The sequence below is a fragment of the Methylobacterium sp. A52T genome (assembly GCF_053346095.1).
Genome location: NZ_JBKFBI010000021.1, coordinates 31,358 through 56,870, shown reverse-complemented (window position 1 = coordinate 56,870; position 25,513 = coordinate 31,358). Strand labels below are relative to the sequence as shown.

The 25,513-nt window shown below is 71.1% G+C and carries 30 protein-coding genes and 1 pseudogene; 23 read left to right on the top strand and 8 right to left on the bottom strand.

The annotated features are described in order from the left end of the window. Both ACLBYE_RS07970 and ACLBYE_RS07965 read right to left on the bottom strand, forming a co-directional pair. Positions 1-462, bottom strand: a pseudogene (locus ACLBYE_RS07970) (hypothetical protein); the annotation flags it as partial. A 145-nt stretch (positions 463-607) separates the two neighbouring features. Further along, positions 608-934: a HesB/IscA family protein gene (locus ACLBYE_RS07965; protein WP_447693742.1), complete on the bottom strand. Its 327-nt coding sequence runs from the start codon at positions 932-934 to the stop codon at positions 608-610. A gap of 153 nt (positions 935-1,087) precedes the next feature. Here ACLBYE_RS07965 and ACLBYE_RS07960 point away from each other — a divergent pair, with 153 nt between their 5' ends. After that, positions 1,088-2,335 (top strand): deoxyguanosinetriphosphate triphosphohydrolase, encoded by a 1,248-nt coding sequence (locus ACLBYE_RS07960; RefSeq protein WP_447693741.1) that lies wholly within the window; start codon positions 1,088-1,090, stop codon positions 2,333-2,335. Between the two features lie 25 nt (positions 2,336-2,360). Here the strand turns inward: ACLBYE_RS07960 and ACLBYE_RS07955 are convergent, their stop codons facing one another. After that, positions 2,361-2,792, bottom strand: coding sequence for a hypothetical protein (locus ACLBYE_RS07955; protein WP_447693740.1), 432 nt, complete (start codon positions 2,790-2,792; stop codon positions 2,361-2,363). Between the two features lie 279 nt (positions 2,793-3,071). Between ACLBYE_RS07955 and argS the strand changes: the two genes are divergently transcribed. The 6 genes from argS (at position 3,072) to tatC (ending at position 9,467) form a co-directional block, all read left to right on the top strand. Further along, positions 3,072-4,823 (top strand): arginine--tRNA ligase, encoded by a 1,752-nt coding sequence (gene argS / locus ACLBYE_RS07950; protein ID WP_447693739.1) that lies wholly within the window; start codon positions 3,072-3,074, stop codon positions 4,821-4,823. Between the two features lie 48 nt (positions 4,824-4,871). After that, positions 4,872-6,251 carry an SPOR domain-containing protein gene (locus ACLBYE_RS07945; protein WP_447693738.1) on the top strand — a complete coding sequence of 460 codons (1,380 nt, stop codon included), beginning with the start codon at positions 4,872-4,874 and terminating at the stop codon, positions 6,249-6,251. Between the two features lie 251 nt (positions 6,252-6,502). After that, positions 6,503-7,507 (top strand): beta-N-acetylhexosaminidase, encoded by a 1,005-nt coding sequence (nagZ, locus tag ACLBYE_RS07940; RefSeq protein WP_447693737.1) that lies wholly within the window; start codon positions 6,503-6,505, stop codon positions 7,505-7,507. A 157-nt stretch (positions 7,508-7,664) separates the two neighbouring features. Then, positions 7,665-7,937, top strand: a complete 273-nt coding sequence (locus ACLBYE_RS07935) for a twin-arginine translocase TatA/TatE family subunit (RefSeq protein WP_447693736.1) — start codon at positions 7,665-7,667, stop codon at positions 7,935-7,937. A 103-nt stretch (positions 7,938-8,040) separates the two neighbouring features. Next, on the top strand, positions 8,041-8,670 hold the full coding sequence (gene tatB, locus ACLBYE_RS07930; protein ID WP_447693735.1) for a Sec-independent protein translocase protein TatB: 630 nt from the start codon (positions 8,041-8,043) through the stop codon (positions 8,668-8,670). Beyond that, positions 8,667-9,467, top strand: a complete 801-nt coding sequence (gene tatC, locus ACLBYE_RS07925; protein ID WP_020092044.1) for a twin-arginine translocase subunit TatC — start codon at positions 8,667-8,669, stop codon at positions 9,465-9,467. The genes tatB and tatC overlap by 4 nt, the downstream gene beginning before the upstream one ends. 15 nt (positions 9,468-9,482) lie before the next feature. Here the strand turns inward: tatC and ACLBYE_RS07920 are convergent, their stop codons facing one another. Next, positions 9,483-10,166, bottom strand: a complete 684-nt coding sequence (locus ACLBYE_RS07920) for a response regulator (protein WP_447693734.1) — start codon at positions 10,164-10,166, stop codon at positions 9,483-9,485. A gap of 32 nt (positions 10,167-10,198) precedes the next feature. Then, positions 10,199-11,470 (bottom strand): tyrosine--tRNA ligase, encoded by a 1,272-nt coding sequence (tyrS, locus tag ACLBYE_RS07915; RefSeq protein WP_447693743.1) that lies wholly within the window; start codon positions 11,468-11,470, stop codon positions 10,199-10,201. A gap of 123 nt (positions 11,471-11,593) precedes the next feature. On the opposite strand from tyrS, the gene ACLBYE_RS07910 reads away from it, so the two are divergent. Genes ACLBYE_RS07910 through ribB form a run of 6 tightly spaced genes read left to right on the top strand, consistent with a single transcriptional unit; the run spans position 11,594 to position 16,234 of the window. Next, a complete protein-coding gene (locus tag ACLBYE_RS07910; protein ID WP_447693733.1) occupies positions 11,594-12,727 on the top strand; it encodes an anhydro-N-acetylmuramic acid kinase in 1,134 nt (377 codons plus the stop codon). Further along, the gene (locus ACLBYE_RS07905; RefSeq protein ID WP_447693732.1) at positions 12,724-13,341 is read left to right on the top strand and encodes a DUF3578 domain-containing protein; all 618 of its coding nucleotides are present in this window, start codon (positions 12,724-12,726) and stop codon (positions 13,339-13,341) included. The genes ACLBYE_RS07910 and ACLBYE_RS07905 overlap by 4 nt, the downstream gene beginning before the upstream one ends. A gap of 22 nt (positions 13,342-13,363) precedes the next feature. Continuing rightward, entirely contained in the window at positions 13,364-13,663 is a 300-nt protein-coding gene (locus ACLBYE_RS07900) for a type II toxin-antitoxin system RelE/ParE family toxin (protein WP_447693731.1), read from the top strand. Next, positions 13,660-13,962 (top strand): addiction module antidote protein, encoded by a 303-nt coding sequence (locus ACLBYE_RS07895; RefSeq protein WP_447693730.1) that lies wholly within the window; start codon positions 13,660-13,662, stop codon positions 13,960-13,962. The genes ACLBYE_RS07900 and ACLBYE_RS07895 overlap by 4 nt, the downstream gene beginning before the upstream one ends. Before the next feature lie 60 nt (positions 13,963-14,022). Further along, on the top strand, positions 14,023-15,123 hold the full coding sequence (aroC, locus tag ACLBYE_RS07890; RefSeq protein WP_447693729.1) for a chorismate synthase: 1,101 nt from the start codon (positions 14,023-14,025) through the stop codon (positions 15,121-15,123). A 34-nt stretch (positions 15,124-15,157) separates the two neighbouring features. Further along, entirely contained in the window at positions 15,158-16,234 is a 1,077-nt protein-coding gene (gene ribB / locus ACLBYE_RS07885; protein WP_042675272.1) for a 3,4-dihydroxy-2-butanone-4-phosphate synthase, read from the top strand. A 20-nt stretch (positions 16,235-16,254) separates the two neighbouring features. Here the strand turns inward: ribB and ACLBYE_RS07880 are convergent, their stop codons facing one another. Further along, positions 16,255-16,872, bottom strand: a complete 618-nt coding sequence (locus ACLBYE_RS07880; protein WP_447693728.1) for a LysE family translocator — start codon at positions 16,870-16,872, stop codon at positions 16,255-16,257. Positions 16,873-17,004: 132 nt separating this feature from the next. Next, on the bottom strand, positions 17,005-17,934 hold the full coding sequence (locus tag ACLBYE_RS07875; RefSeq protein WP_447693727.1) for a histone deacetylase family protein: 930 nt from the start codon (positions 17,932-17,934) through the stop codon (positions 17,005-17,007). Between the two features lie 191 nt (positions 17,935-18,125). Here ACLBYE_RS07875 and ACLBYE_RS07870 point away from each other — a divergent pair, with 191 nt between their 5' ends. From ACLBYE_RS07870 to ACLBYE_RS07825, 10 genes are all read left to right on the top strand, one after another. Next, positions 18,126-18,704 (top strand): L,D-transpeptidase, encoded by a 579-nt coding sequence (locus tag ACLBYE_RS07870; RefSeq protein ID WP_020092053.1) that lies wholly within the window; start codon positions 18,126-18,128, stop codon positions 18,702-18,704. A gap of 162 nt (positions 18,705-18,866) precedes the next feature. Continuing rightward, entirely contained in the window at positions 18,867-19,307 is a 441-nt protein-coding gene (locus ACLBYE_RS07865; RefSeq protein ID WP_020092054.1) for a hypothetical protein, read from the top strand. 100 nt (positions 19,308-19,407) lie between these two features. Then, complete coding sequence (locus ACLBYE_RS07860) at positions 19,408-21,411, top strand: acetyl-CoA carboxylase biotin carboxylase subunit (RefSeq protein ID WP_447693726.1); 2,004 nt, start codon at positions 19,408-19,410, stop codon at positions 21,409-21,411. Positions 21,412-21,439: 28 nt separating this feature from the next. Next, positions 21,440-21,670: a hypothetical protein gene (locus tag ACLBYE_RS07855; protein WP_273564485.1), complete on the top strand. Its 231-nt coding sequence runs from the start codon at positions 21,440-21,442 to the stop codon at positions 21,668-21,670. After that, positions 21,667-21,789 (top strand): hypothetical protein, encoded by a 123-nt coding sequence (locus ACLBYE_RS07850; protein WP_273564484.1) that lies wholly within the window; start codon positions 21,667-21,669, stop codon positions 21,787-21,789. The genes ACLBYE_RS07855 and ACLBYE_RS07850 overlap by 4 nt, the downstream gene beginning before the upstream one ends. A gap of 17 nt (positions 21,790-21,806) precedes the next feature. Continuing rightward, positions 21,807-22,238 carry a gamma-glutamylcyclotransferase family protein gene (locus ACLBYE_RS07845; RefSeq protein ID WP_447693725.1) on the top strand — a complete coding sequence of 144 codons (432 nt, stop codon included), beginning with the start codon at positions 21,807-21,809 and terminating at the stop codon, positions 22,236-22,238. Between the two features lie 146 nt (positions 22,239-22,384). Then, entirely contained in the window at positions 22,385-23,233 is an 849-nt protein-coding gene (locus ACLBYE_RS07840) for a formate/nitrite transporter family protein (protein ID WP_020092058.1), read from the top strand. A gap of 55 nt (positions 23,234-23,288) precedes the next feature. Further along, complete coding sequence (locus tag ACLBYE_RS07835) at positions 23,289-23,573, top strand: acylphosphatase (protein WP_091676823.1); 285 nt, start codon at positions 23,289-23,291, stop codon at positions 23,571-23,573. A gap of 79 nt (positions 23,574-23,652) precedes the next feature. After that, positions 23,653-24,426 (top strand): DUF599 domain-containing protein, encoded by a 774-nt coding sequence (locus ACLBYE_RS07830; RefSeq protein ID WP_447693724.1) that lies wholly within the window; start codon positions 23,653-23,655, stop codon positions 24,424-24,426. Then, positions 24,423-24,749, top strand: a complete 327-nt coding sequence (locus tag ACLBYE_RS07825) for a DUF3253 domain-containing protein (RefSeq protein ID WP_447693723.1) — start codon at positions 24,423-24,425, stop codon at positions 24,747-24,749. Before ACLBYE_RS07830 ends, ACLBYE_RS07825 begins: the two co-directional genes overlap by 4 nt. Here ACLBYE_RS07825 and ACLBYE_RS07820 read toward each other — a convergent pair. Next, the gene (locus tag ACLBYE_RS07820; RefSeq protein ID WP_447693722.1) at positions 24,668-25,513 is read right to left on the bottom strand and encodes a YdcF family protein; all 846 of its coding nucleotides are present in this window, start codon (positions 25,511-25,513) and stop codon (positions 24,668-24,670) included. The genes ACLBYE_RS07825 and ACLBYE_RS07820 overlap by 82 nt on opposite strands.

The window sequence follows — 25,513 nt, the reverse complement described above, 5'->3', positions numbered from 1 at the left end:
GTGGCTCCCGGCCCCGGGGTCCGCCCCCGCGACGGAGCTGCCCGTCGCCCCGGCCGCCGTCAGCTCGCCGACGCGGCCGGCGCGGATGTCGCGGGCGACCACGTCGCGGTAGGTGACGGTCTGCCGGTTCTCGCCGGGACCCGCGTTCTCGGAGACGAGGACCGGGACGGTCAGGCTGCCGGCGTCGAGCCGGGCGAGGCGCTGCTCCCAGGACACGTTGGAATCCGGGCGCAGGATCGCCGCGAGATCCTCCTTGGAGAGGCGGGTGCCGCTGGCCGTCAGCTTCGGGGCCTTCAGCAGCGTACCGCCCAGCGGGATCACCACGTCGTTGACCGTCACGTCCTGGACGGCGGCGGCGCCCTCCTGCGCGGCGAGCGGTGCCGGCGCGAGGCCGAGGAGGGCCAGCGTGACGGCCGCCGCCCAGGCCGACCGGAGGCGGAGACGGGCCTTCGGGTGGTTCATGGCAGCGTCCGGACCAGGGCTCTCGCGGGGATGCCCTAGCCGTGCCGTGTTTTGCCGGGCGAGGCAATCGCGCGCGCCGGCCCGGGCGATCGAGCCGGGAAAGGTGTCGTACGGACGCAACGGCGCGGCGGCGCCGGGCCGGGCGCTACAACGAGAAGGAGGTGCCGCAGCCGCAGGAGGCGGTGGCGAGCGGGTTCTCGATCTTGAAGGACTGCCCGATCAGGTCGTTCACGAAATCGATGGTCGAGCCGCTCATGTACTCGAGCGAGACCGGATCGACGATCACGGTGGCGCCGTCGCGCTCGATCGCGACGTCCTGCGACTCCCGAGCGCGGGTGACGTCGAAGGCGTACGAGAAGCCCGAGCAGCCGCCGCCGTTGACGCTGATCCGCAGCGACGAGCCGGCCGGCTCCGCCACCATGATCTCGTTGATGCGCTTGGCCGCGCGGGCGGTCAGGGTGATCTCAGCCATCGGTCTCTGGCCACGCATTCGTTCGGTGGACGGCGCGCCCGGCCCGTTGCCGAGGGCGCCTCGGCCCACAAGATATGGGCCTCAAGCCCGCGCCGCAACGCGCCGGGCGGGGAGCCGTCATGAGCAGGGTGCGTGAGTTACAGAGCGGATGCCGTGCGACCGAACGGTGAGCGCTGGCGCGCGCCCTACGCCACCGACCCGGCCCGCACCCGGGGCCGCCTGATCCCGGAGGCCGGCTCGCCGACCCGCAGCGACTTCCAGCGCGACCGGGACCGGATCATCCACTCGACGGCGTTCCGGCGGCTGAAGCACAAGACGCAGGTCTTCGTGCATCACGAGGGCGACCACTACCGCACCCGCCTGACCCACACCCTGGAGGTGAGCCAGATCGGCCGGGCGCTCGCGCGCGCCCTCGGGCTCGACGAGGACCTCGCGGAAGCTCTGGCCCTCAGCCACGACCTCGGCCACACCTGCTTCGGCCATACCGGCGAGGACGCCCTCGACGCCTGCATGGCGCGCCACGGCGGCTTCGACCACAACGCCCAGGCGCTGCGGATCGTCACCCGGCTGGAGCGGCGCTACGCCGGCTTCGACGGGCTGAACCTCGCCTGGGAGACGCTGGAGGGCCTCGTCAAGCACAACGGTCCGCTGCTCACCGCGGACGGCCACCCGACGCCCCGCTACGCCGCCCGCGGCATCCCGGCGGCGATCCTGGAATACGACGCGCTCAATCCCCTCGACCTGTGGAGCCAGGCCGGTCCCGAGGCCCAGGCCGCCTCCCTGGCGGACGACATCGCCTACGCGGCCCACGACCTCGACGACGGGCTGCGCGCCGGCCTGTTCGAGATCCCGGAGCTGCGGGCGGTCCCCTTCCTGGCCGGGCTGCTCGACGAGATCGACCGGCTGCATCCGGGCCTGGAGCCGTCGCGGATGATCCACGAGCTCGCCCGCCGGGTGATCACCCGCTTCGTCGAGGACGTCATCCGCGAGGGTGGCCGCCGCATCGCCGAGGCAGATCCGCACCGCGTCGAGGACATCCGCAACGCGGATCAGCCGGTCATCGTCTTCTCGCCGGAGATCGCGGCGGCCGACGCCGAGATCATGCGCTTCCTGTGGGAGCGGATGTATCGGCATCCCGGCGTGGTGGCCGTGCGGAAGAAGGCCGACGCCATCGTCAACGACCTGTTCGCCGCGTTCACCGCGGCGCCGTCCCGGATGCCGGAGGAGTGGAGCGCCGGTCTCGACGGGGCCACCGAGGCCCGGGTCGGCCGCCGTGTCGCCGACTACATCGCCGGCATGACCGACACCTACGCGGTCCTGGCGCACCGCAAGCTCTACGCGACGACGCCGGACCTCCACTGGGAGCTGCCCAGCCGGGGCCTGCCCCTCGCCGAGCCCTGAAGGCCCGGCGCGGGGCCGGCGCGTGTCAGCAGCCGCAGCCGCAGGTGAAGCTGCCGTAGCACCCGCCGTAGCCGTAGCCACCGTAGGCGGCGGGATAGCCGTAACCGTAGCCGCCGTAGGCGGCCGGGTAGCCGTAACCGTAGCCGCCATAGCCGTAGCCGCCGTAGACGCTGCCGGCGGCGAGCCCGAGCCCGAGTCCGATCCCCGCGCCGGCCAGCCCGTAGCCGAGGGCCCGACCGTAGCCGCCGCGGTAGCCGTAGCCGTAGCCGCGCCCGTAGAAGCCGCGGGCCGCGTAGCCGCCGCGGTAGCCGTAGCCGCCCCGGTAACCGCCGCGGAAGCCGCCGCCGTAGAATCCGCCGCCATGGAATCCGCCGCCGCGGAACCCGCCCGCCTCGGCACTCGGCGCGGCCAGGATGAGCGCGCAGAGCGCCGTGCCCGCAATCGTCAAGGTCTTCATCAGTAACTCCGCGATCGGCCTACTCACGATCGCCGACGATGACACCGTGTCGTCTCGACCGAGACAAGACGGACACTGGCCGATCCGTATTCGTCGCGCGGGATAACCCGTCGGCGACGCGCACGTGGTTACCGGAGCGATGCCGCGACCGCCCATTCCGCGCGGTCGGTGCGCGGCCCGGCGCCGTGACACCCTCCCGCCCCCTTGCTAGACCGCCGGGGCGGGCGCAGGCCGGACGGGCCGGGCGACGAGACCCCCGCGCGAGCGAGATCGAGACCCATGAACATCTTCGCCCTGTTCGAGGCGCGCGTGCGCGAGGCCGTGGAGGCGCTGACCCGCGCCGGCCACCTGCCCGAGGGCCTCGACCTGGGCCGCGTGGTCGTCGAGCCGCCCCGCGACGCGTCGCACGGCGATCTCGCCACGAACGCCGCCCTGGTGCTCGCCAAGGAGGCGCGGACCAATCCGAAGGCGCTCGGCGAGGCACTGGCGGCGGAACTCCGCGCGGACCCGCGGATCGTCGAGGCGAGCGTCGCCGGGCCGGGCTTCATCAACCTGCGGCTCGACCCCGCGATCTTCCACGCGGTCGTGCGCGACGCGCTGACGGCGCCGGAGGCGTTCGGCCGCGCGCGGCTGCCCGGCGGCCCGATCAACGTCGAGTACGTGTCGGCGAACCCGACGGGACCGATGCATGTCGGGCACGGCCGCGGCGCGGTGTTCGGCGACGCCCTGTGCAACCTGCTCGTCGCCGCCGGCCGGCAGGTGACGCGGGAATACTACATCAACGACGCCGGCGTTCAGGTCGACGTGCTGGCCCGCTCGGCCTTCCAGCGCTACCGCGAGGCCATGGGCGAGCCGTTCGCCATCGCCGAGGGGCTCTACCCGGGCGACTACCTGAAGCCCGTGGGCGCCGCGCTGGCCGAGACCCACGGTCGCGCGCTCCTCGACAAGCCGGAGGCGGAGTGGCTGCCCGCGGTGCGCGATACCGCGCTCGGCATGATGATGGAGATGATCCGGGCCGACCTGGCGGCGATCGGCATCCGCCACGACGTGTTCTTCTCCGAGCGCACGCTCCAGGAGAGCGGGGCCGTGAAGTCCCTGCTCGCGGAGCTGCGCGCCAAGGGCCTCGTCTACGAGGGACGCCTGCCACCGCCCAAGGGGCAGCTGCCGGAGGATTGGGAGGATCGCGAGCAGACGCTGTTCCGCACTCGGGAATTCGGGGACGACAGCGACCGCCCGCTGCTGAAGTCGGACGGCTCGTACACGTACTTCGCCTCCGACATCGCCTACCACAGGGCCAAGTACCTCGCCGGGGCGACCGAGCTGATCGACGTCCTGGGCGCCGATCACGGCGGCTACGTGAAGCGCATGCAGGCCGCCGTGAAGGCGGTCAGCGACGGCAAGGCCACGCTCGACGTCAAGCTCTGCCAGCTCGTGCGGCTGTTGCGCGCAGGCGAGCCGGTCAAGATGTCCAAGCGGGCCGGCGAGTTCGTGACCCTGCGCGACGTGATCGACGAGGTCGGCCGCGACGCGATCCGGTTCATGATGCTCTACCGGAAGAACGACGCGACCCTGGATTTCGACCTCGCCAAGGTCGTTGAGCAAACCAAGGACAACCCGGTCTTCTACGTCCAGTACGCCCATGCCCGCGTCCGCTCGGTGCAACGGCAGGCGCGCGAGGCCTTCCCGGACGCCGACCTCTCGGCCGCGGCGCTGGCCCGCGAGGCGGATTTCTCCGTACTGAGCGACCCGGGCGAGATCGAGATGATGCGCCTCATCGCGCAGTACCCGCGGGTCCTCGAATCCGCGGCGCTGGCGCACGAGCCGCACAGAATCGCCTTCCACCTCTATGAACTGGCCTCGGCGCTGCATAGTTTCTGGAACAAGGGCAAAGACTTGCCGCAATTACGGTTTGTTAATGCAACCGACCGAAAGTCGACGTGGGTTCGGCTGGCGCTCGTCGAAGCTCTGCGGAGCACGCTGGCGGCCGGCCTTGCGATTCTCGGTGTGACCGCGCCGGACGAGATGCGATAGGCCCGAGTGCATCGGGCCGGTCTTCGGCGTTGATGTGAGGATGCTGCCATGACGAACGCTTCGCGCGCTCAGGTCGATTTGGACGCCCTCGCGCGCGATCTGCGTCAGGAGAAGGGCCAGGCGCCGCAGGCGTCCGGCAAGGGCGACCCGCTGGCGGAACTCGCCCGCATCGTCGGCCAGGACGACCCGTTCCGGGCGCTGCTCGCGGCCCGCGACGAGATGCGCGCCGTCGCGCCGGCCGCCCCGCAGCAGGCCGCCTGGAATGCCCGGGTCGAGCCGAGCTTCGCCCCGGAACCCGCCAAGGCCACGCCGGCCGACGCGTTCGACCAGTATCTCGCCTCGGTGGAGCAGGACACGCACCGCGAGGGCGTCGGCTACGCTCCGGAGAGCGGCCCGACCTCGACCGGCGACGAGGAGACCTACGCGGACACCCGCGCGCTCCGGCGCGCCAATCCGCGGCGGCGGCTCGTCTCGGTGGGTGCCGGCGTCGCCGTGGTGGCGCTCGCCGTCACAGGGGCGCTCACCTACAAGGGCCTGAGCAATTCGGGCCACGGCGGCGTGCCGGTGGTCCAGGCCGATTCCACGCCCCTCAAGGTCGCCCCGAAGGTCGCCGACGGCGTCGAGATCCCGGATCAGAACCGGCAGATCTACGACCCGAAGGGCAAGAAGGACGGCCAGATCAAGATCGTGAACCGCGAGGAGCAGCCCCTCGACGTGGCCGAGGCCGCGCGGGCGGCCCAGGGCCCGTCGCAGCCGAGCGGCGCCCAGGGCGGCACGACGCCGGGCAGCGGCCCGTTCGAGGCCTTCGGGGAGCCGCGCCGCGTCCGCACCGTGGCGGTCAAACCCGAGGCGCCGCCCGCGCCGCCACCGCGCGAGCAGCAGGCCGCCGATGCCGGGCCGGCCCCGATCCCCACCATGGTCCTGCCGAGCGACGAGCCGCCCGCCCCGCCGGCCCCGAAGTCCAGGGCCGTCCGCCAGACCGCCGCAGCCATGCCGGCGACCACGGCCACGCCCGTCGACGCCCAGCCGGAAGCCGCGGTCGAGCAGCCGGCGCCCAAGCCGGTGGCTGTGAAGCCGCCGCCGAAGGCCGCCCAGCGCATTGCCGCCGTCGCCCCGGCCGGGGGGGCCGCGCCCGATACCACCGCCAGCACCACGACCGACGACGACGCCGTGAAGTCCGGCCCGGTCAGCGGCTTCTCGGTCCAGCTCGGAGTGCGCAGCTCCGCCGCGGAGGCGAAGGCCGCCTTCCGTCAGATGCAGGCCAAGTACTCGCAGCTCGCCGGCAAGCCCGAGCTGATCCGGCAGGCCGAGGTCAACGGCAAGACGATCTACCGCGTCCGCGTCGGACCGCTGGAGAAGGCCCAGGCCGCGAGCCTGTGCAGCGCCCTTCAGGGCGCGGGTGGCCAGTGCTTCGTGGCCAAGAATTGAGGGCCTGACGGCACACCGCGTACGGGTCGGCGCACCCGCACGCGGTGATCTGCACCGGCCGCGCGGGCGAGTCCGCACGGCAACACGGGCGGCGCGATCGCCCCGGCCACCGCTCCGGGGCCGCGGTTTGGTCTTGCCGGCTCCCCGATCCCGCCCGACTCTGTCGCCATCGATTCGCGCCGCCCGGCGGCCCCGCCGCCGTTCTCGCGCCGTCTTCGCGCCGCAACCGAGCTGTCCCCGAGTCGTTCCAGATGACCTCCCGCGCCCTGATTCTCGGCTGCACCGGCCCGTCGCTCACGGCGGAGGAGAGGGCCTTCTTCCGGGACGTGAAGCCCTGGGGCTTCATCCTGTTCAAGCGCAACATCGGGACGCCCGACGAGGTCCGCGCCCTCACCGGGGCACTCCGGGACTGCGTCGGGTCCGACCGGGCGCCGATCCTGATCGACCAGGAAGGCGGCCGGGTCCAGCGGATGGGTCCGCCCCACTGGCCGGCCTATCCGGCCGGCGGCCGCTACGGCCGCCTGAACGGCAGCGCCGCGACCGTCGCCCGGCTCGGCGCGCGCCTCATGGCGCACGACCTCGCCGAGGTCGGCATCAACGTCGACTGCGCCCCCGTCCTCGACGTGCCGGCGCCGGGCTCGCACGACATCATCGGCGACCGCGCCTACGCGACGAGTCCGGAGCGGGTCGCCGAGATCGGACGCGCCGTCGCCGAGGGCCTGATGGCCGGCGGCGTCCTGCCGGTCATGAAGCACATTCCCGGGCACGGGCGCGCCACCTGCGACAGCCACCACGGCCTCCCGGTGGTCGACGCGACCCGGGCGGATCTCGCCGGGCAGGATTTCCGCACCTTCCGCGCCCTCGCGGACCTGCCGATGGCGATGAGCGCGCACGTCGTCTTCACCGCCATCGACCCCGACCGGCCGGCGACCCAGTCGGACACCGTCATCCGCGACATCATCCGCGGCGCCATCGGCTTCGACGGCCTGCTGATGACCGACGACCTGTCCATGCACGCGCTGACCGGCGCGTTCCGCGACCGGACGGAGCGCGCCTTCGCGGCGGGGATCGACATCGGCCTCCACTGCAACGGCGCGCGCGACGAGATGCAGGCCGTGGCCGAGGCGGCGCCCGAACTGACCGGCGAGGCCGCGCGGCGCGCCGCCGCCGCGCTGGCGCGGCTCGATCCCGCCGGCGACGGGCTCGACGTCGCGGAAGCCCGCGACCGCTTCGCCGCGGCCCTCGCCGCCGCCTGACCTGAGACACCGCGCGGCGTTCCATCGCGGCCTTCCACCGGCCGTGGCATCGCCTCTGCTTGTGTTCGGGCGGCGCGATCCCTAGGTTCGCCCCGAAATCCTCAACCGGACGTGGCGTCACGCTCCCGCTTCTTCGGGGCGCCCGCAGGAGGTTGCCATGGGCAGCATGAGTATCTGGCACTGGGTCATCGTCGCGGTCATCGTGATGCTGCTCTTCGGACGCGGCAAGGTGTCCGACCTGATGGGCGACGTCGCGAAGGGCATCAAGGCCTTCAAGAAAGGCATGGCCGAGGACGAGACCCCGCCGGCGGCCCAGGCCGCGCCGCCTCCGGCCGAGCCGGTCCGCACCATCCCGCACACCGCCGAGACGAGCCCCGGCACCGCGATCCCGGCGAACCATATTCCCGGCGGCGAGCGCAAGCCGGTCTGACGGCGAGCTTGACTGTAGGACTGTCAGAGCGCGCGCGCTCGTGTAGAGCCTGACGGGGTCCGGCCGCCGTGCCGGATCTCGGGGCAGCAGGACCGTCGACGACATGCTGGACATGAGCTGGGGCGAGGTGATGCTGATCGGCGGCGTCGCCCTCATCGTCATCGGGCCGAAGGATCTGCCGAAGGCGCTGCGCACCGTCGGCCAGATCACCACGAAGCTGCGCCGCATGGCCGGCGAGTTTCAGATGCAGTTCAACGAGGCGATCCGCGAGGCCGAGCTCGACGACGTCCGGCGCGAGGTCGACGGCATCCGCAACACCGTCCGCACGGCCGGCTCGACCTTCAATCCGGTGCAGACGATCCGCGACGAGCTGAAGGGCGCCGTCGAGGGCCGGGCCAAGATGGGTCCGGAGAAGTTGGGTCCGGAGAAGTTGGGTCCGGAGAAGATGGGTCCGGAGATGCCCGGCCCCGAGACTCCCCCGGTCGAGACCCGGTCGCTGGCCGACGCCACGGCGCAGCTGAAGGCCGAGCAGGAAGCCGCGGCGGCGCCTCACGCCGCCGAGACGCGTCCGGTGACGCCCGCCGGCGCGTCGGACCATGGCCCGGCGACCGAGGTCGCGGAGGCGCCCCTGCCCGTGCCCGGCTCGGTGGACGATCCGTTCGGCCCTCCGCCCGACCCGCCCGCCGCACACCCCGCCACCGAAGAGTCCAAGAACGGCACGGCTGCCCGATGATCAGCGAGGCGGACGAGGCCGAGATCGAGGCGTCCCGGGCGCCCCTGCTCGAGCACCTGATCGAATTGCGGTCGCGACTGATCAAGTCGCTCATCGCCTTCGTGCTGATGTTCTTCGCGTGCTTCTTCTTCTCGCGCGACATCTACAACGTGCTGGTCTACCCCTACGTCTCGATCGTGGGTGCGCAGAACGCCGAGCTGATCGCCACGCACTTCCTCGAGCAGGTCTTCACCAACATCAAGCTCAGCGTCTTCGGCGCGGCCTTCCTGGCCTTCCCGGTGATCGCCACGCAGATCTACGCCTTCGTGGCGCCCGGCCTCTACCGCAACGAGCGCAAGGCGTTCCTGCCCTACCTCGTCGCCACCCCGATCTTCTTCCTGCTCGGCGCGCTCGTGGTGTTCTTCCTGGCGATGCCGCTGCTGATCAAGTTCTCGGTGTCGCTCCAGCAGGTGGGCGTCGCCGGGGAGCCTACGATCAAGCTGCTCCCGAAGGTCGACGAGTACCTGTCGCTGATCATGACGCTGATCTTCGCGTTCGGCATCGCCTTCCAGCTGCCGGTGATCCTGACGCTGCTCGGCCAGATCGGGATCATCGACGCGGCGTTCCTCCGCGAGAAGCGTCGCTACGCGATCGTGCTAGTCTTCGTCGCCGCCGCCATCCTGACCCCGCCGGACGTCATCTCGCAGCTCTCCCTCGCGATCCCAATGCTGCTCCTCTACGAGGCCTCGGTGTTCTCGGTGGCGCGGGTCGAGAAGCTGCGCGCCGCGCGGCGCGTCGAGGAGGGGCTGGAGCCCTGAGCCGGCGCGCCGGGCTCAGTCCGGCGCGCGCAGGCGGTAGCCGACCCCGGTTTCGGTGAGCAGGTAGCGCGGGCGCTCGGGATCGGGCTCGAGCTTCTGGCGCAGCTGCCGGATGTAGACGCGCAGGTACTGCGGGTCCGACGAGGCCGGCGCGTGGCGCATGAGCTGCGCGTGGGTGAGCACCTTGCCGGCGTGCTGCACCAGCACGCGCAGGAACTCGTATTCCCGCGGCGACAGCTTCACCTCGCGCTCGCCGACGCGGACGATGCGGCGGACGAGGTCGACCGAGAGGTCCTCGACCCGGAAGACCGGCCGCTCCCCCTGCATGGCGAGGCGGTGGCGCAGGGCCGCGCGGATGCGGGCCAGCAGCTCGTTCATGCCGAAGGGCTTGGTGACGTAGTCGTCGGCGCCGAGATCGAGGGCCTCGACCTTGCCGCGCTCGTCGTCGCGGCTCGACAGGATCACGACCGACAGGCCGGGCCAGCGCTCGCGGATCGCCGCCAGGAGGGCGTGGCCGGCCATGTCGGGCAGGCCGAGGTCGAGGATCGCGAGATCCACCCCGCCGGCCTCCAGGGCGGCGAGGGCCGCGGCCCCGTCGGCGGCCTCGACGACCGCGTAGTCCTGCGTCCCGAGACCGGTGCGGAGCAGCCGGCGGATCGGCGGCTCGTCGTCGATCACCAGGATGCGGGCTATGCTCACGCGTTCCGTCTCTCGTGGCGGTCTCGGGCGGCCTATTCGGGCCGCAGCAGCACGTGCCGCTTCTTGCCGAAGGAGAGCTTGATGACCCCGTCCGCGGTCACGTCGCCGCGGCCGAGGACGGCCTTCTCGTCCGTGACCGCCACGTCGTTGACCCGCAGGCCGCCGCCCTTGATCTGACGGCGCGCCTCGCTGGTGGACGGCACGAGCTTGGCTACCTCCGGCCCGAAGGCGGTGAGCACGCCGAGGCCCGTCTCCAGGGCGGAGGACGGCACGGTGACGCTCGGCAGGTCGGCGGCCAGCGTTCCCTCGACGAAGGTCTTGCGGGCGGTCTCGGCGGCGGCCTCCGCGGCATCGCGGCCGTGCATCAGCGCGGTCGCCTCGGTGGCCAGCACCGTCTTGGCCGCGTTGATCTCGGAGCCGGCGAGGGCGGAGAGGCGCGCGATCTCCTCCATGGGCAGCAGGGTGAACAGCTTGAGGAAGCGGGCGACGTCCGCGTCCTCGGTGTTCCGCCAGAACTGCCAGTAATCGTAGGGCTTCAGCATGTCCGGGTTGAGCCAGACGGCGCCGGCCGCGGTCTTGCCCATCTTGGCGCCGGACGACGTGGTCAGCAGCGGGCAGGTCAGGGCGTAGAGCTGCGGCGTGCCCATGCGGCGGCCGAGATCGATGCCGTTGACGATGTTGCCCCACTGGTCCGATCCGCCCATCTGCATGACGCAGCCGTAGCGGCGGTTCAGCTCCACGAAGTCGTAGGACTGGAGGATCATGTAGTTGAATTCGAGGAACGACAGCTCCTGGTCGCGCTCCAGGCGCAGGCGCACGCTGTCCATCGACAGCATGCGGTTCACCGAGAAATGGCGGCCGACGTCGCGAAGCATCTCGATGTAGTTGAGCTTGGTCAGCCACTCGGCGTTGTCGACCATCACGGCGTCGCCGGCCGCGTCGCCGAAGCGGAGGAACCGGTCGAAGGTCTTGCGGATCTCGGCCTTGTTGGCGTCGATCTGCTCGACGGTGAGGATCTTGCGGGTCTCGTCGCGGCCGGACGGGTCGCCGACCCGGGTCGTGCCGCCGCCCATCAGGGCGATCGGCTTGCCCCCGGTGGCCTGCAGCCAGTGGAGCATCATGATCGACAGGAGGTGCCCGACATGGAGCGAGGGCGCCGTGCAGTCGTAGCCGACATAGGTGGTCAGCCGGCCCTCGAGGGCCGCGGCGTCGATGCCGGCGAGGTCCGAGGTCTGGTGGATATAGCCGCGCTCGGTCAGGATCCGCAGGAAGTCGGATTTCGGCGCGAAGCTCTCGGCGGTCATGGATGCCATCTCGGGTCGCGCGCTGGCGCGACAGGCCGAGGCCCCGCATGCTAGCTCGCGCTGGGTTCAGGATACGGCGCGCTCTTAGCAGGGCGTTGGCCGAAAGGCACGGGGCAGCACGGCATGGCGATGATGCGCGCGATCGGACTGATGAGCGGCACCTCGCTGGACGGCGTCGACATCGCGCTGATCGAGACCGACGGCGAGCGCGTCCACGTGGTGAAGGGCCACAACAACTTCCTCGAGCCGCTGGGCCCCACCGGTTACCGCGGCTACGCCGACGACGAGAAGGCGCTGCTGCGCGCGGCCACCAAGGACGCCGAATCCGTCCTCCATCCCGCCGACCGGCCCGGGCGTCTGCCGGAGGCCGAGGCCTTCGTCACCCTCGCCCATGCCGAGGCCGTGGAGCGCTTCCTGGAGGAGCACGGCCTGAATCCCTCCGAGATCGACGTGATCGGCTTCCACGGGCAGACCGTGATCCACCGTCCGGATCAGCGGATCTCGATCCAGGTCGGCGACGGGCAGGCGCTGGCGACCCGGCTCGGCATCCCGGTCGTCTCGGACCTGCGCCGGGCCGATATCGAGGCGGGCGGGCAGGGGGCGCCGCTGGTGCCGGTGTTCCACAAGGCGCTCGCCGAGGCGTCGGGCTTCGACGGGCCCTTCGGCATCCTCAACATCGGCGGCGTCGCCAACGCGACGCTGATCGATTCCAAGGGCGGCGTCATCGCCTTCGACACCGGTCCCGGCAACGCCCTGATCGACGAGTGGATGCAGGAGCGCGAGGGCAAGAATCTGGACGATGGCGGCCGCACGGCGGCCCGCGGCCGCCCGGACGAGCAGCTGCTCGCCTGGCTCCTGACGCACCCGTTCTTCTTCCGCAAACCGCCGAAGTCGCTGGACCGGAACTGGTTCTCGCACAAGCTCGCCGGGCAACTCTCGACCGAGGACGGCGCCGCGACGCTCACGGCCTTCACGGCCCGGGCCGTGGCCCGCGCCCTCGACCACGCCCCCGAGATCCCGACCCGCTGGATCGTGGCCGGCGGCGGCGCCCGCAACGGCGAGCTGGTGCGGCTCCTGAATTACCACCTGCGCGCCGAGATCACGACCGCGGACGCGATCGGCTGGTCCTCGGCCTATCTGGAGGCGCAGGCCTTCGCGTACCTTGCGGTGCGCTCGCTCAAGGGCCTGCCGATCACCTTCCCGGCGACCACCGGCGTGCGCGCGGAGATGACCGGCGGGGTGCTGGCGCGGCCGTGAGCCTCGGCTACGCGCTCCGGCGGATCGTCGAGGAATACCCGCTCGCCCGGCTCGACCCGCCCGCCGGCCACCCGCTGGCCGCCGTCATCCGCAGGGGTGCGCCGGACGAGCTGCGCGCCGCCCTGGAGCCGATCGACGGGCCGTTCTTGGTGAAGGGCAGCCCGGGGCGCGGGAGCCACTGGGCCGCGATCCCCTGGATCGCCGTGTTCGATCCCGCCGTCACCACCAGCGCCACGCGGGGCTACTACCTCGTCTACCTGTTCCCGGCGCACCGCGAGGCGGTGCATCTGTCGCTGGCGCAGGGGACGGTGGCGGCGATCCGCGAGCACGGTGCCGGCGCGGGCGAACATCTCAGGGCGAGCGGGGCGAGGCTCCGGACGCGCCTCGCCGACTTCGCCGACCGGCTCCCGAATGAAACGATCAGCCTGGGCACAGCGGGCGAACTGCCGGAGGGCTACGAGGCGGCGCACATCATGGGGCTCACCTACGATCGCGATACGCTCGGCGATGAGCGGCGGCTGCGGGCTGACCTCGCGGTGGCGGTGACGGCCTACCGGGCGCTCAAGGCGCGAGGCGGGCTTGATACGCAAGCGCGTTCGGTTTTAGAAATGTAGCGTATAAGCTACAAGCGCTGCGATGCCGGCGATTCGCCAGACCGAAATTTTCGCAGCTTGGTTCGCTGCGTTGCGCGACGAGCAGGCGCGTGCCCGGATCAACGTCCGCATCAAGCGCCTTGCACTGGGAAACCCAGGGGACGTGAGACCCGTCAGTGCCGGGGTGAGCGAGCTGCGTATCGATTATGGGCCGGGCTACCGCGTTTACTTCGCGCAGCGCGGCGAGGCGTTTGTCCTGCTCCTGTGCGGTGGCGACAAGCGAACTCAGGATCCCGACATCCGCGAGGCACAGTCAATCAACCGGCAGGAGCAGGGCCGATGACCATCGAAACCCGTGACTGGGACGTCGTGGAGCATCTCGACACGCCGGAACGCATCGCGGCCTATATCGAAGCCGTGCTGGAGGATGGCGACCCGGCGCTTATTTCCGCAGCGATCGGCGACGTGGCGCGGGCACGCGGGATGGCGCAGATTGCGGCGGAGACGGGCCGCTCCCGCGAGAGTCTGTATCGGGCCCTGTCCGAGAAGGGCAATCCGCAGCTCGACACGCTGGTGAGCGTCCTCAAGTCGATCGGCCTCCGGCTCAGTGTCCAGCCGATCGTCGCGTCGAAGCCGGCTTAGCGCCGGAAGTCCGCACCATCGTTTGTGCCCCCGCCGCTCCCGCGCTAAGGCAGCCGCGCCATGTCGCACAACACCTTCGGCCACCTGTTCCGCGTCACGACCTTCGGCGAGAGCCACGGGATCGCGCTCGGCTGCGTCGTCGACGGCTGCCCGCCCGGCCTGCCCCTGGAGGCCGAGGAGATCCAGGCCGAGCTGGATCGCCGGAAGCCCGGCCAGTCGCGCTTCACGACGCAGCGCCGCGAACCCGATCAGGTGAAGATCCTGTCCGGCGTCTTCGCGGACGACCGCACCGGCGGCCGCCAGCTCACCACCGGCACCCCGATCGCGCTGATGATCGAGAATACGGATCAGCGCTCGAAGGACTACTCGGAGATCCGCGACAGCTACCGTCCCGGCCACGCCGACTACACCTACGACGTGAAGTACGGAATCCGCGACTATCGCGGCGGCGGCCGGTCCTCGGCGCGTGAGACCGCCGCGCGGGTCGCGGCCGGCGCGGTGGCGCGCAAAGTCATCCCGGGCGTGACCATCCGGGCGGCCCTCGTGCAGATGGGTCCGCACGCCGTCGACCGGTCCCGCTGGGACTGGGACGCGGTCGGCAACAACCCGTTCTTCTGCCCCGATGCCGAGACGGCGTCCTTCTACGAGACCTATCTCGACGGGCTCCGGAAGGACGGCTCGTCGGTCGGCGCCGTCATCGAGGTGGTGGCCGAGGGCGTGCCGCCCGGCCTCGGCGCACCGGTCTACGGCAAGCTGGACGCGGACCTCGCCGCCGCGATGATGTCGATCAACGCCGTGAAGGGCGTCGAGATCGGCGACGGGTTCGCGGCGGCGGCCCTGCGCGGCGAGGACAACGCGGACGAGATGCGGGCGGGCAACGGCGGCCGGCCGCGCTTCCTGGCGAACCACGCGGGCGGCATCCTGGGCGGCATCTCCAACGGCGAGCCGGTGGTGGTGCGGTTCGCCGTGAAGCCGACCTCCTCGATCCTGACCCCGCGCCGCTCCGTCACCCGCGACGGCGGCGAGGTCGATCTCGTCACCAAGGGCCGGCACGATCCCTGTGTCGGCATCCGCGCCGTGCCGGTTGCGGAGGCCATGATGGCCTGCGTGCTCGCCGATCACTATCTGCGCCATCGCGGGCAGGTCGGGCAGCAGCCCTGATCCTGGCCCTCGCCTCAACGACCCGAGAATGCCCGTGCCCCACTGCACCGTCACAGAGGCCATCGCGGCCTTCGCCCGCGGCGAGATCGTGGTCGTCACCGACGACGACGACCGCGAGAACGAGGGCGACCTCGTCGTCGCCGCCTCGCTCTGCACGCCGGAGAAGATGGCGTTCATCATCCGCAACACCTGCGGCATCGTCTGCGCGCCGATCACCCAGAGCGAGGCGCGACGCCTGCACCTCGCCCCGATGGTCGCGTCGAACGACGCGCCGCTGGGCACGGCCTTCACGGTCACGGTCGACGTCAAGCACGGGCTGACGACCGGCATCTCGGCGGAGCAGCGCTGCAACACGGTGCGGGCGCTGGCCAACGGCAACATGGGCGCGGGCGACTTCGTGCGGCCCGGCCACGTCTTCCCGCTGATCGCCCGCGACGGCGGCGTGCTCATGCGCTCGGGCCACACCGAGGCCGCCGTCGACCTGTGCCGCCTCGCCGAGCTGCCGCCCGTGGGCGTGATCTGCGAGCTCGCCAACGACGACGGCACGGTCATGAAGGGACCGCAGATCGAGACCTTCGCGGAGAAGCACGGCCTCAAGCAGGTCTCGGTGGCCGACCTGATCGCCTATCGGCAGGCCCGCGACCGGCTGGTGGAGCGGGTCGGGCACTTCCCGGTGCGCTCGAACCACGGCGACCTGAACGCTTACGTGTTCTCGACGCCCTTCGAGTCGATCCAGCAATTCGCGTTCGTGATGGGCGAGATCGGCGACGGCCGCGACGTGCTGGTGCGCCTGCACCGCTCCAACGTCGCGGCCGACGTGATCGGCGGCGGCAAGCAGATCGACGCCGTGCTCAAGCGCTTCGCGGCGGCCGGGCGCGGCGTGCTGGTCTATCTCCGAGACGGCACCGCGGGTGTCCCGGTCAAGAGCGTCACCGACGAGGGCACGGAGGCGCTCCGGGCGCGGCAGTGGCGCGAGGTCGGGCTCGGCGCCCAGATCCTGCGCGATCTCGGCGTGGTCTCGATCCGCAACCTCGCCACCTCGTCCCGCTCCTATGTCGGCCTCTCGGGCTTCGGGATCGAGCTCCTGGGCGACGAGCCCCTGGAGGGCTGAGGCCCGGAAGAGCGCCCCGGTCAGGCGCGGCGCAGGACGGTCCAGAATGCCGCGCCGGCCATGATCGCCGCGGCTCCGCGGTTCAGCCGCGCGCGAAAGGCCGGCCGCCGGAGAGTCTCGCGCGCCCGCGCCGCCAGCGCCGCGTAGGGCGTCATGACGGCGAACAGGGTCGCGGCCGTGATGACGACGAGGGTGACGCACTCCTTCGCCGTCACGCCGCGCAGATCGACGAGCGTTGGCAGGATGGCGAGGTAGAAGACGATCGTCTTCGGATTGCCCAAGGTGATGGTCAGCCCGGCGACGAAGCTGGTCCACGGCCGGTCCCGCGATTCGCCCTCGACCCGGGCTGCGGCTCCGGCCGCGCGCCAGAGCCGGAACGCCAGGTAGGCCAGGTAGAGCGCCGCGCCGTAGCGGACGACGACGAAGACCGCCCCGAGCGCCTCCGCGATCAGCGACAGGCCGAAGATCGCGGCGGCGAGATAGGTCAGGTCGCCGAGGATCAGGCCGAGCGAGAAGGCCATCGCGGCGCCGAAACCCGCGCCCAGGGCCCGGGCGACGAGGGCGACGACGCCGGGCCCGGGGATCGCGGCGGCGACCCCGAGGGCCAGCGCGTAGGTCAGGAAGCCCGCGAGCGTCATCGACCGGTGCCCGCGGCCGGGACGGGAATGCTCCGCGGTGACGGGCTTAGTCGGCTCCGTGGCGGCATGGCGGCGATCTCCTCCGAGACGCCGATTATCGCGTGCCGCCGGACGGCCGCAACGTCGCCGCCGTCAGCGGCCCATCAGCGCGTCGACATGGGCGGCCACCGACTTGCCGAGCCCCTCGAGGCTGTAGCCGCCCTCGAGGATCGAGACGACCCGGCCGTCCGCGCAGCGCTCGGCCAGGTCCATCAGGCGGCGGGTCGCCCAGCCGAAATCCTCGGCCTCCAGCCGCAGGTTGGCGAGCGGGTCCAGCCGGTGCGCGTCGAAGCCGGCGGAGATCACGATCACGTCCGGCCGGAAGGCCTCCAGGCGGGAGAGGATGCCGGTCTCGAACGCCTCGCGGAACACCTCGCCGTCATCGTTCGGCCGCAGCGGCACGTTGACGATCGTGTCCTTCTCGCCCCGCTCGGACGGTGATCCGGTCCCGGGATAGAGCGGCATCTGGTGGGTCGAGCAGTAGAGCACCGAGGCGTCGTTCCAGAAGATGTCCTGGCTGCCGTTGCCGTGGTGGACGTCCCAGTCCACGAGCGCCACCCGCTCGGCGCCGTGCTTCTTCCGGGCGTGCAGGGCCGCGATGGCGGCGTGGTTGAACAGGCAGAAGCCCATCGCGCGGGTCCGCTCGGCGTGGTGGCCGGGCGGGCGCATGGCCACGAAGGCGTTGCGGCACTCGCCGCCGACGACGGCGTCGACGGCGTGCATCCCGCCGCCCACGGCCCGCAGCGTCGCCTCGAGGCTGCCCGCCGACAGGATCGTGTCGGAGTCGATGCCGACCATGCCGTGCTCGGGCACCGCCGCCACCAGCGCGTCCACGTACTCGCGCGGGTGCGCGAGGGTGACGGCCTCGATCTCGCCCCGGGGCGCCGTGGCCCGCACGAGGCCCGCGAAGCGCTCGTCCTCCAGGGCCCGCTCCACCGCGCGCATCCGGGCCGGCCGCTCCGGATGCCCCTCGGGGACCTCGTGATCGAAGCTGGCGGGATGGCTCACGTAGAGGGTGGTCACGAGGGTCGCTCCCGGGATGCTCGCCTGTCGCGCACCGGCAACAGGAGCCGGCAATGTGCCACGGGCCCAACGCGCGGACTACGGTGGGGTGCCGTTGCCCCCTTATGGTTGCGTGATTCTTCCACGGGACGGACCCGGATCGGCGATCCGCGCGCTCCGTCCGCGGCCGCGACGACCTTCGAGGCGGGGATATGCGCATCATCTCGGGACTCGGCTGCGCCCTGCTGCTGGCGGGCTGCACCTTCAAGGGCGTGCCCGATCCGGCGCTCTCGGCCCGCGACGCCGAGTACATGGCCCTGGTGCCCGAGGCCGAGTTCGATCCGCACTTCGCCCGCTACGAGATCGCCGACCCGACCCGGGAAGCGCCCGGCACGATCGTCGTCGAGACCAAGGAGCGCCAGCTCTACCTCGTCCTGCCGAACGGCCGGGCGATGCGCTACGGCGTGTCGGTGGGCGACGAGGCGTATGGTTGGACCGGCACGGCCCGGATCGACCGCAAGGCGGAGTGGCCGGCCTGGAACCCGCCGGCCGAAATGATCCGGCGCTGGCCGCACGTCCACGCGATGCAGGGCGGCCCGATGAACCCGCTCGGCGCCCGCGCCCTGTACCTGTCGGATCGCGGCCGGGACACGCTCTACCGGATCCACGGCACGAACGAGCCCGAGAAGATCGGCCAGGCGGTCTCCTCGGGATGCATCCGGATGCGCAACATCGACGTGGTCGACCTCTACAACCGGGTCCCCGTGGGAGCCACGGTCATCGTCCGGTAACGCAACCGGTCAACGTCCCAATAAGCCTGCTTGCTCGGGGGGTGTTTACCTGAACTTCCGTTCAGATCTCGCCATTAACCTCTGGAAGGGGAGCCGTCCCGTAAGTTGAAGACACACAGGGACTAGAGCCGACCGCAGCAAAGGTCGGGGAGGCAGGCGATCATGACCACCATTTCCGTTCAACAGTTCTGCAACCATGCTGTCTCGGCCGGCACGATCAGCGACGAGGACCTGCTGGTCCTGAAGCGCGAGGTTCTCCCGGACGGCCTCATGAACCGCGAGGAGGCCGACCTGCTGATCGCCCTCGAGCGGGCGGTGATCGGGTCCGACGCCTTCGCCGACTTCCTGGTCGCCTCGGTCGTCGACTTCGCCGTGTGGGGCTCGCGCCCGACCGGCTACATCGACCGCGACGTCGCCGCGTGGCTCGCCGCCTCGCTCAGCGGCCGCGACGGCCCGAGCGCGGTGGGTGCCCGGATCGCCATGGAAGTCGTCCGCGAGGCCGAGAGCAGCGCCGAATCACTGGTGGCCTTCGCCCTCGAGGCCAACCGTCGCGCCCGCGACACGGTCCAGGCCCCGCGCATGACCTTCGCCCTGGCCGCCTGAGCCTCAGACCAAGGCGCAGCTTCCGTCCGCGGCGCAACTGATCTATCGGGACAGTCAAGCCGGTGCGCAATCCGGCGATCTCGAAAGCAGTGCGCCAGCGATGTTCGACAAGATCCTGATTGCCAACCGGGGCGAGATCGCCTGCCGGGTGATCAAGACGGCCCGGAGGATGGGCATCAAGACCGTAGCGGTCTACTCGGATGCCGATCGCGACGCCGTGCACGTCGCCATGGCCGACGAGGCCGTGCATATCGGGCCCGCTGCCGCTTCCGAATCGTACCTCGTGATCGAGAAGATCGTCGAGGCCTGCAAGAAGACCGGCGCCCAGGCCGTCCATCCCGGCTACGGCTTCCTCTCCGAGCGCGAGGCCTTCCCGAAGGCGCTCGAGGCCGCCGGCATCGTGTTCATCGGCCCCAACCCGGGGGCCATCGCCGCCATGGGCGACAAGATCGAGTCGAAGAAGGCGGCGGCGGCCGCCGAGGTCTCGACCGTTCCGGGCTTCCTCGGCGTGATCGAATCACCCGAGCACGCCAAGAAGATCGCCGACGAGATCGGCTACCCGGTGATGATCAAGGCCTCCGCGGGCGGCGGCGGCAAGGGCATGCGCATCGCCTTCTCGGGCGACGAGGTGGCCGAGGGCTTCGCCCGCGCCAAGTCGGAGGCGGCCTCATCCTTCGGCGACGACCGCGTCTTCATCGAGAAGTTCATCACCGACCCGCGCCACATCGAGATCCAGCTGATCGGCGACAAGCACGGCAACGTCGTCTACCTCGGCGAGCGCGAGTGCTCGATCCAGCGCCGTAACCAGAAAGTGATCGAGGAGGCGCCGTCGCCGCTCCTCGACAAGAAGACCCGCCGCAAGATGGGCGAGCAGGCCGTCGCGCTCGCCAAGGCGGTGAACTACGATTCGGCCGGCACGGTCGAGTTCGTCGCCGGGCAGGACAAGTCCTTCTACTTCCTGGAGATGAACACCCGTCTGCAGGTCGAGCATCCGGTCACCGAGATGATCACCGGCCTCGACCTCGTCGAGCTGATGATCCGGGTCGCGGCCGGCGAGAAGCTGCCGATCACCCAGGACGACGTGAAGCTGAACGGCTGGGCGGTCGAGAGCCGCGTCTACGCCGAGGACCCGACCCGCAACTTCCTGCCCTCGATCGGCCGGCTGACCACCTACCGTCCGCCGGAGGAGGGCCAGCAGGGCACGGCGATCATCCGCAACGATACCGGCGTCGAGGAGGGCGGCGAGATCGCCATCCACTACGACCCGATGATCGCCAAGCTGGTCTCCTGGGCGCCGACCCGGGCGGAGGCGATCGCCGCGCAGGGCGAGGCCCTCGACGCCTTCGCCATCGACGGCATCCGCCACAACATCCCGTTCCTCTCGGCGCTGATGGCCCATCCGCGCTGGCAGGAGGGTCGGCTGTCCACAGGCTTCATCGCCGAGGAATTTCCCGAGGGCTTCACGGCTCCGGAGCCCGCCGGCCCGGTGGCGATCCGCATGATGGCGGCGGCGGCGGCGATCGACCACAAGCTCAACCAGCGCAAGCGCGGCATCTCCGGGCAGATGCGCGCGCCCGGCCTCTTCGCCTTCGAGCGTGAGCGCGTGGTGATCCTGGCGGGTCACTCCTTCCCGGTGACGGTCGAGCCGGAGGGCGAGGACATCCTCGTCACCCGCGACGACGGCACGGCGCTCACGGTGGCGAGCGCCTGGCGCCCGGGCGAGCCGGTCTGGATCGGCACGATCGGCTCGGAGCGCGTGGCGATCCAGGTGCGCAGCCTGCTGAACGGCGTGTTCCTGCAGCACGCCGGCGCGGCCGCCGAGGCCCGTGTCTACACCCGCCGCGAGGCGGAACTCGCCGCCCTGATGCCGGTGAAGGAGCAGGCCGGCTCGGGCAAGCAGGTGCTCTGCCCGATGCCCGGCCTCGTGAAGCAGATCCTCGTCACCGAGGGCCAGGAGGTGAAGAACGGCGAGCCGATCGCGGTCGTCGAGGCGATGAAGATGGAGAACGTGCTCCGCGCCGAGCGCGACGCGACGGTGGGGAAGATCCACGCCAAGGAGGGCGACAGCCTCGCCGTCGACGCGGTGATCCTGGAATTCGCCTGATCGCGGGGCGCGCGTCGCGCTCGCGGCCGTGACTGCGGTTCACAACGAGCAGACCAAGCTGCTGGCTACGGCGCTGAACAACATCGCCGTCGCCTACGTCGTCATCGGCTTCGTCACGCCGATGACGGCCGCGAGCTTCGGCGTGCCGAGTGCACCGGCTCTGCGCGTCGAGAACGCGATCTTCACGCTCGTTTGGCTGGGGACCGGCTGCGCACTACATTACGGTGCGAGGCGTGCCCTCCGGAGCCTGAAGCCGTGAACTACGACTGGATCTTCGTAACGTTCGGCATTCCGGCGATCACGTTGGCGATCGCCTACGCGGCCGTGCGCGCGAACGAGCGTGCCGCGCGGCGCCTGGATCCCCCCGCGGGCGAGTAGGCTCCCACAGCTCCGGCATGCCCCTCTATTTCGCCTACGGCGCCAACATGGATGCCGCCGCGATGGCGCTGCGCTGCCCGGTTTCGCGGCTGGTCGGCGGCGGACACCTGCCGAACCACCGCTTCATCATCATGCGCGAGGGCTACGCGTCCGTCGTGCCCGATCCGAGGCGCACCGTCTGGGGTGTCCTGTGGGAACTCGCTCCCGACGACATCCCGGCGCTCGACCGCTACGAGGGCGTCGCCGGGGGCCTCTACACCAAGGCGGCGCTGCCGGTCCGCACGGGTGAGGGCGTCAAGCGCGCCCTGATCTATCGCGGATGCTCGACCGCGCCCGGCCGCCCGCGGCCCGGATACCTGGAGGCGGTCGTCGCGGCGGCCCGCGCGGCGCAGCTGCCGCCCGCCTATCTTCGGGAACTCGGCACCTGGTCTCGCGGCCTGCCCGCCTGAGCGCCGCGCAGTTGGTACGCGACATGCTTGCACACGAGCGAGCTGGAGGGCGAGCGGCAGCACCGCGCCCGTCCGGCCATCCGTGATTGCGCGGCGCGCCCGTCGGTCAACGACGATCGGCGTGCGCTCGCGAGGGAGAGTTGTGCATGTCGTATCTGGCGCCCGCCGATTTTGTGAAGAAGGCCGTCGATGCCGGTGAGGCGAAGGTCTTCATGGCTACCAAGGACACGTTCATCCGGGCCTACATGGCCGGCGCGATCCTGGCGCTCGCCGCCGCCTTCGCGGTGAGCGTCAACCAGGCGACCGGCCAGCCGCTGGTCGCGGCGCTGCTGTTCCCGGTCGGCTTCTCGATGCTGTACCTGCTCGGCTACGACCTGTTCACCGGCGTCTGCGTGCTCACGCCGCTCGCCCTCATCGACAAGCGCCCCGGCGTCACCGTGGCCGGCGTCGCCCGCAACTGGGTGCTGGTCTTCTTCGGCAACTTCGCGGGCGCGCTGACCACCGCGGTGATGATGTCGATCGTCTTCACCTTCGGCTTCGCCACCGAGCCGAACGCCGTCGGCAAGCTCATCGCCGGGATCGGCGAGGCGCGCACCCTCGGCTACGAGAAGTACGGCGCCTCGGGGATGCTGACGCTCTTCGTCCGCGCCATGCTGTGCAACTGGATGGTCTCGACCGGCGTCATCGGCGCCATGCTGTCGACCTCGGTGCCCGGCAAGGTCATCGCGATGTGGATGCCGATCACGGTGTTCTTCTTCATGACCTTCGAGCACTCGGTGGTGAACATGTTCCTGTTCCCGTCGGCGATCCTCATGGGCGGGCACCTGACGGTGATGGACTACCTGCTCTGGAACGAGATCCCGACGCTGATCGGGAACATCGTGGGCGGCATCGCCTTCACGGGCCTGATGCTCTACTCCACGCATGTCCGCACCGGCGCGACGCGGACCCCGGCCCTCGGTGCCGGCATGCGTCGCCCGATCGCGGCCGAGTGAGGCCATCCCGGCCCGCGCCGCCGGCGCGGGCCCATCCAGGCGAGACCGCGCCCGCATGAGCGAGACCCGGACGATCTCCGTCATCGTCACCGGTCGCGTCCAGGGCGTGTCCTACCGGGCCTGGACGCAGTCCGAGGCCCGCGCCCGCGGCCTCGCCGGCTCCGTGCGCAACCGCGACGACGGCACGGTCGAGGCGGTCTTCAGCGGCGCGCCGGAGGCCGTGGCGGAGATGGCGGCCCTGTGCCGGTCGGGTCCGCCGGGTGCGCGCGTGACCGACGTGGCCGCGCGGGACGGCGGCGACGTGCCGCGCGGCGGCGAATTCCGGATCCTGCGCGACTGAGATCGGCGCCGCGGGTTCAGCGCGCGCCCGCGGACTGGTATGGCGGACGGCCCCTTCGCGTATCCGCCATCCGGAGACCATGACCGACCTGTCCGCCGGCAGCGCCGCCTTCTCGCACCTCGATCTCGCGGCGCTGCTCTACTTCATCCTCGCCTGGATCGCCTACGGCCTGTCCGTCGGCCGGCTGCGCGGCAGGATGGTCTCCCTCAGCCAGATCATGAACGGCCACCGGGCCAACTGGGCGCGCCAGGTCATCGGCCGCGACAACCGGGTGGTCGACACGCAGATCAACGCGTCGCTGCAGAACGGCACGGCCTTCTTCGCCTCGACCTCGCTCATCGCGCTGGGTTCCGTCCTGACCCTGTCGCGCTCCGGGGACGACGTCCTGAACCTGTTCGCCACGCTGCCCTTCGGGACGGTGGCCAATCGCCTGACCTGGGAGCTGAAGGTCGCCGGCCTCGCGCTGATCTTCGTCTACGCCTTCTTCAAATTCGCCTGGGCCTACAGGCTGTTCAATTACACGGCGATCCTCCTGGGCGCCGTTCCGCACAAGGGGTCCGGCACGAGCGACGTCGAGATGCTGCGGGCGGTGCGGCGGCTCGCGGCCATGAACGTCAGCGCCGGGCGGCACTTCGCCCGCGGTCAGCGCGCGTTCTTCTTCGCGCTGGCCTATCTCGGCTGGTTCATCAGCCCCTACGTGCTGTTCGTCTCGACGACGGCCGTCGTGATCATCATGTGGCGCCGCCAGTTTGCCTCGGAGATCCGCAAGGCGCTCCTCGAAGCCGGGGAGGGGCCCCACGAGGGACCGCTCGAGGCGCCGCTCCTGTCGCCCGCCGAAGAGGCCCGCACATGACCGACCCACGACCCGACGACGCCGCGATCGAGACGGCGATGCTGCGCCTCGTGGCCGAGCGCGGCGCCGACAAGACCGTCTGCCCCTCGGAGGTCGCCCGCGCCCTCGGCGGCCCGCACCCGGACGGCTGGGGCCCGCTGATGCAGCCGGTGCGCCGGGTCGCGGTGCGGCTCGCCCATGCCGGGCGGATCGCGATCCTCCGGAAGGGGAGACCCGTCGACCCGGACGATTTCCGCGGGATCTACCGATTGTCGCTGCCGGTCTCCGGCGCGGCCGCGGAAGCCCCCCCGGCATCCGGGCTTGGCAGCCAGTCCGGCGTGTAGCCGGACTGGCGATAGGCGACGAGGCCGATCCACTCCTTCACGGCCAGGTCGAACTGGAGCAGCCCGTCCGACGCGAAGCCGTGGAAATGCGCGACGTCGGCCCAGCCGCGGGTCCGGTAATCCACCGGGAAGGCGTCCACCGTGAATCCGGCCTGGCGGAAGCAGCCGACCGCCCGAGGCATGTGCCAGGCCGAGGTCACGAGCAGCCAGCGCTCGCCGGGCTTCGGCTGCACCAGGGCCGCCGAGAAGGCGGCGTTCTCGTGGGTATTGCGCGAGCGGTTCTCCAGGATCAGGCGTGTCCGCGGCACGCCGATCACGTCCGCCTGCCGGCTCACGATGTCGGCTTCGGCCATGCCGCCCGCGATGAAGCCGCTGCCGCCGGAGAAGACCAGCCGCGCCGCCGGGTAGCGCCGGGCGAGGTCGGCGAGATAGATCGGCCGCTCGCCCGCATCGTTGACGACGATCTGGCGACGCGCCTCCGAGAGGCCCGTCTCGATGCCGCCGCCCAGCACGATGATCCCGGCCGGGGCCGGACCGTCATCCGGATAGGCGGGGAAGCGCTGCTCGAGGGGGATCAGGGCCACGTCCGACAGGGGCGCCAGCCCGGCCGCGCCGAGCAGGAGCGTGGCGAGCAGCGCCAGACCGAGGCCGGTCCTCCGCCACCGCGTCACCGCCGCGACGGCGATCCCGAGCAGGATCGCGAAGATGCAGAAGTTGGACGGGGTGATCAGGAAGAAGATCACCTTCGAGACGGGGAAGAACAC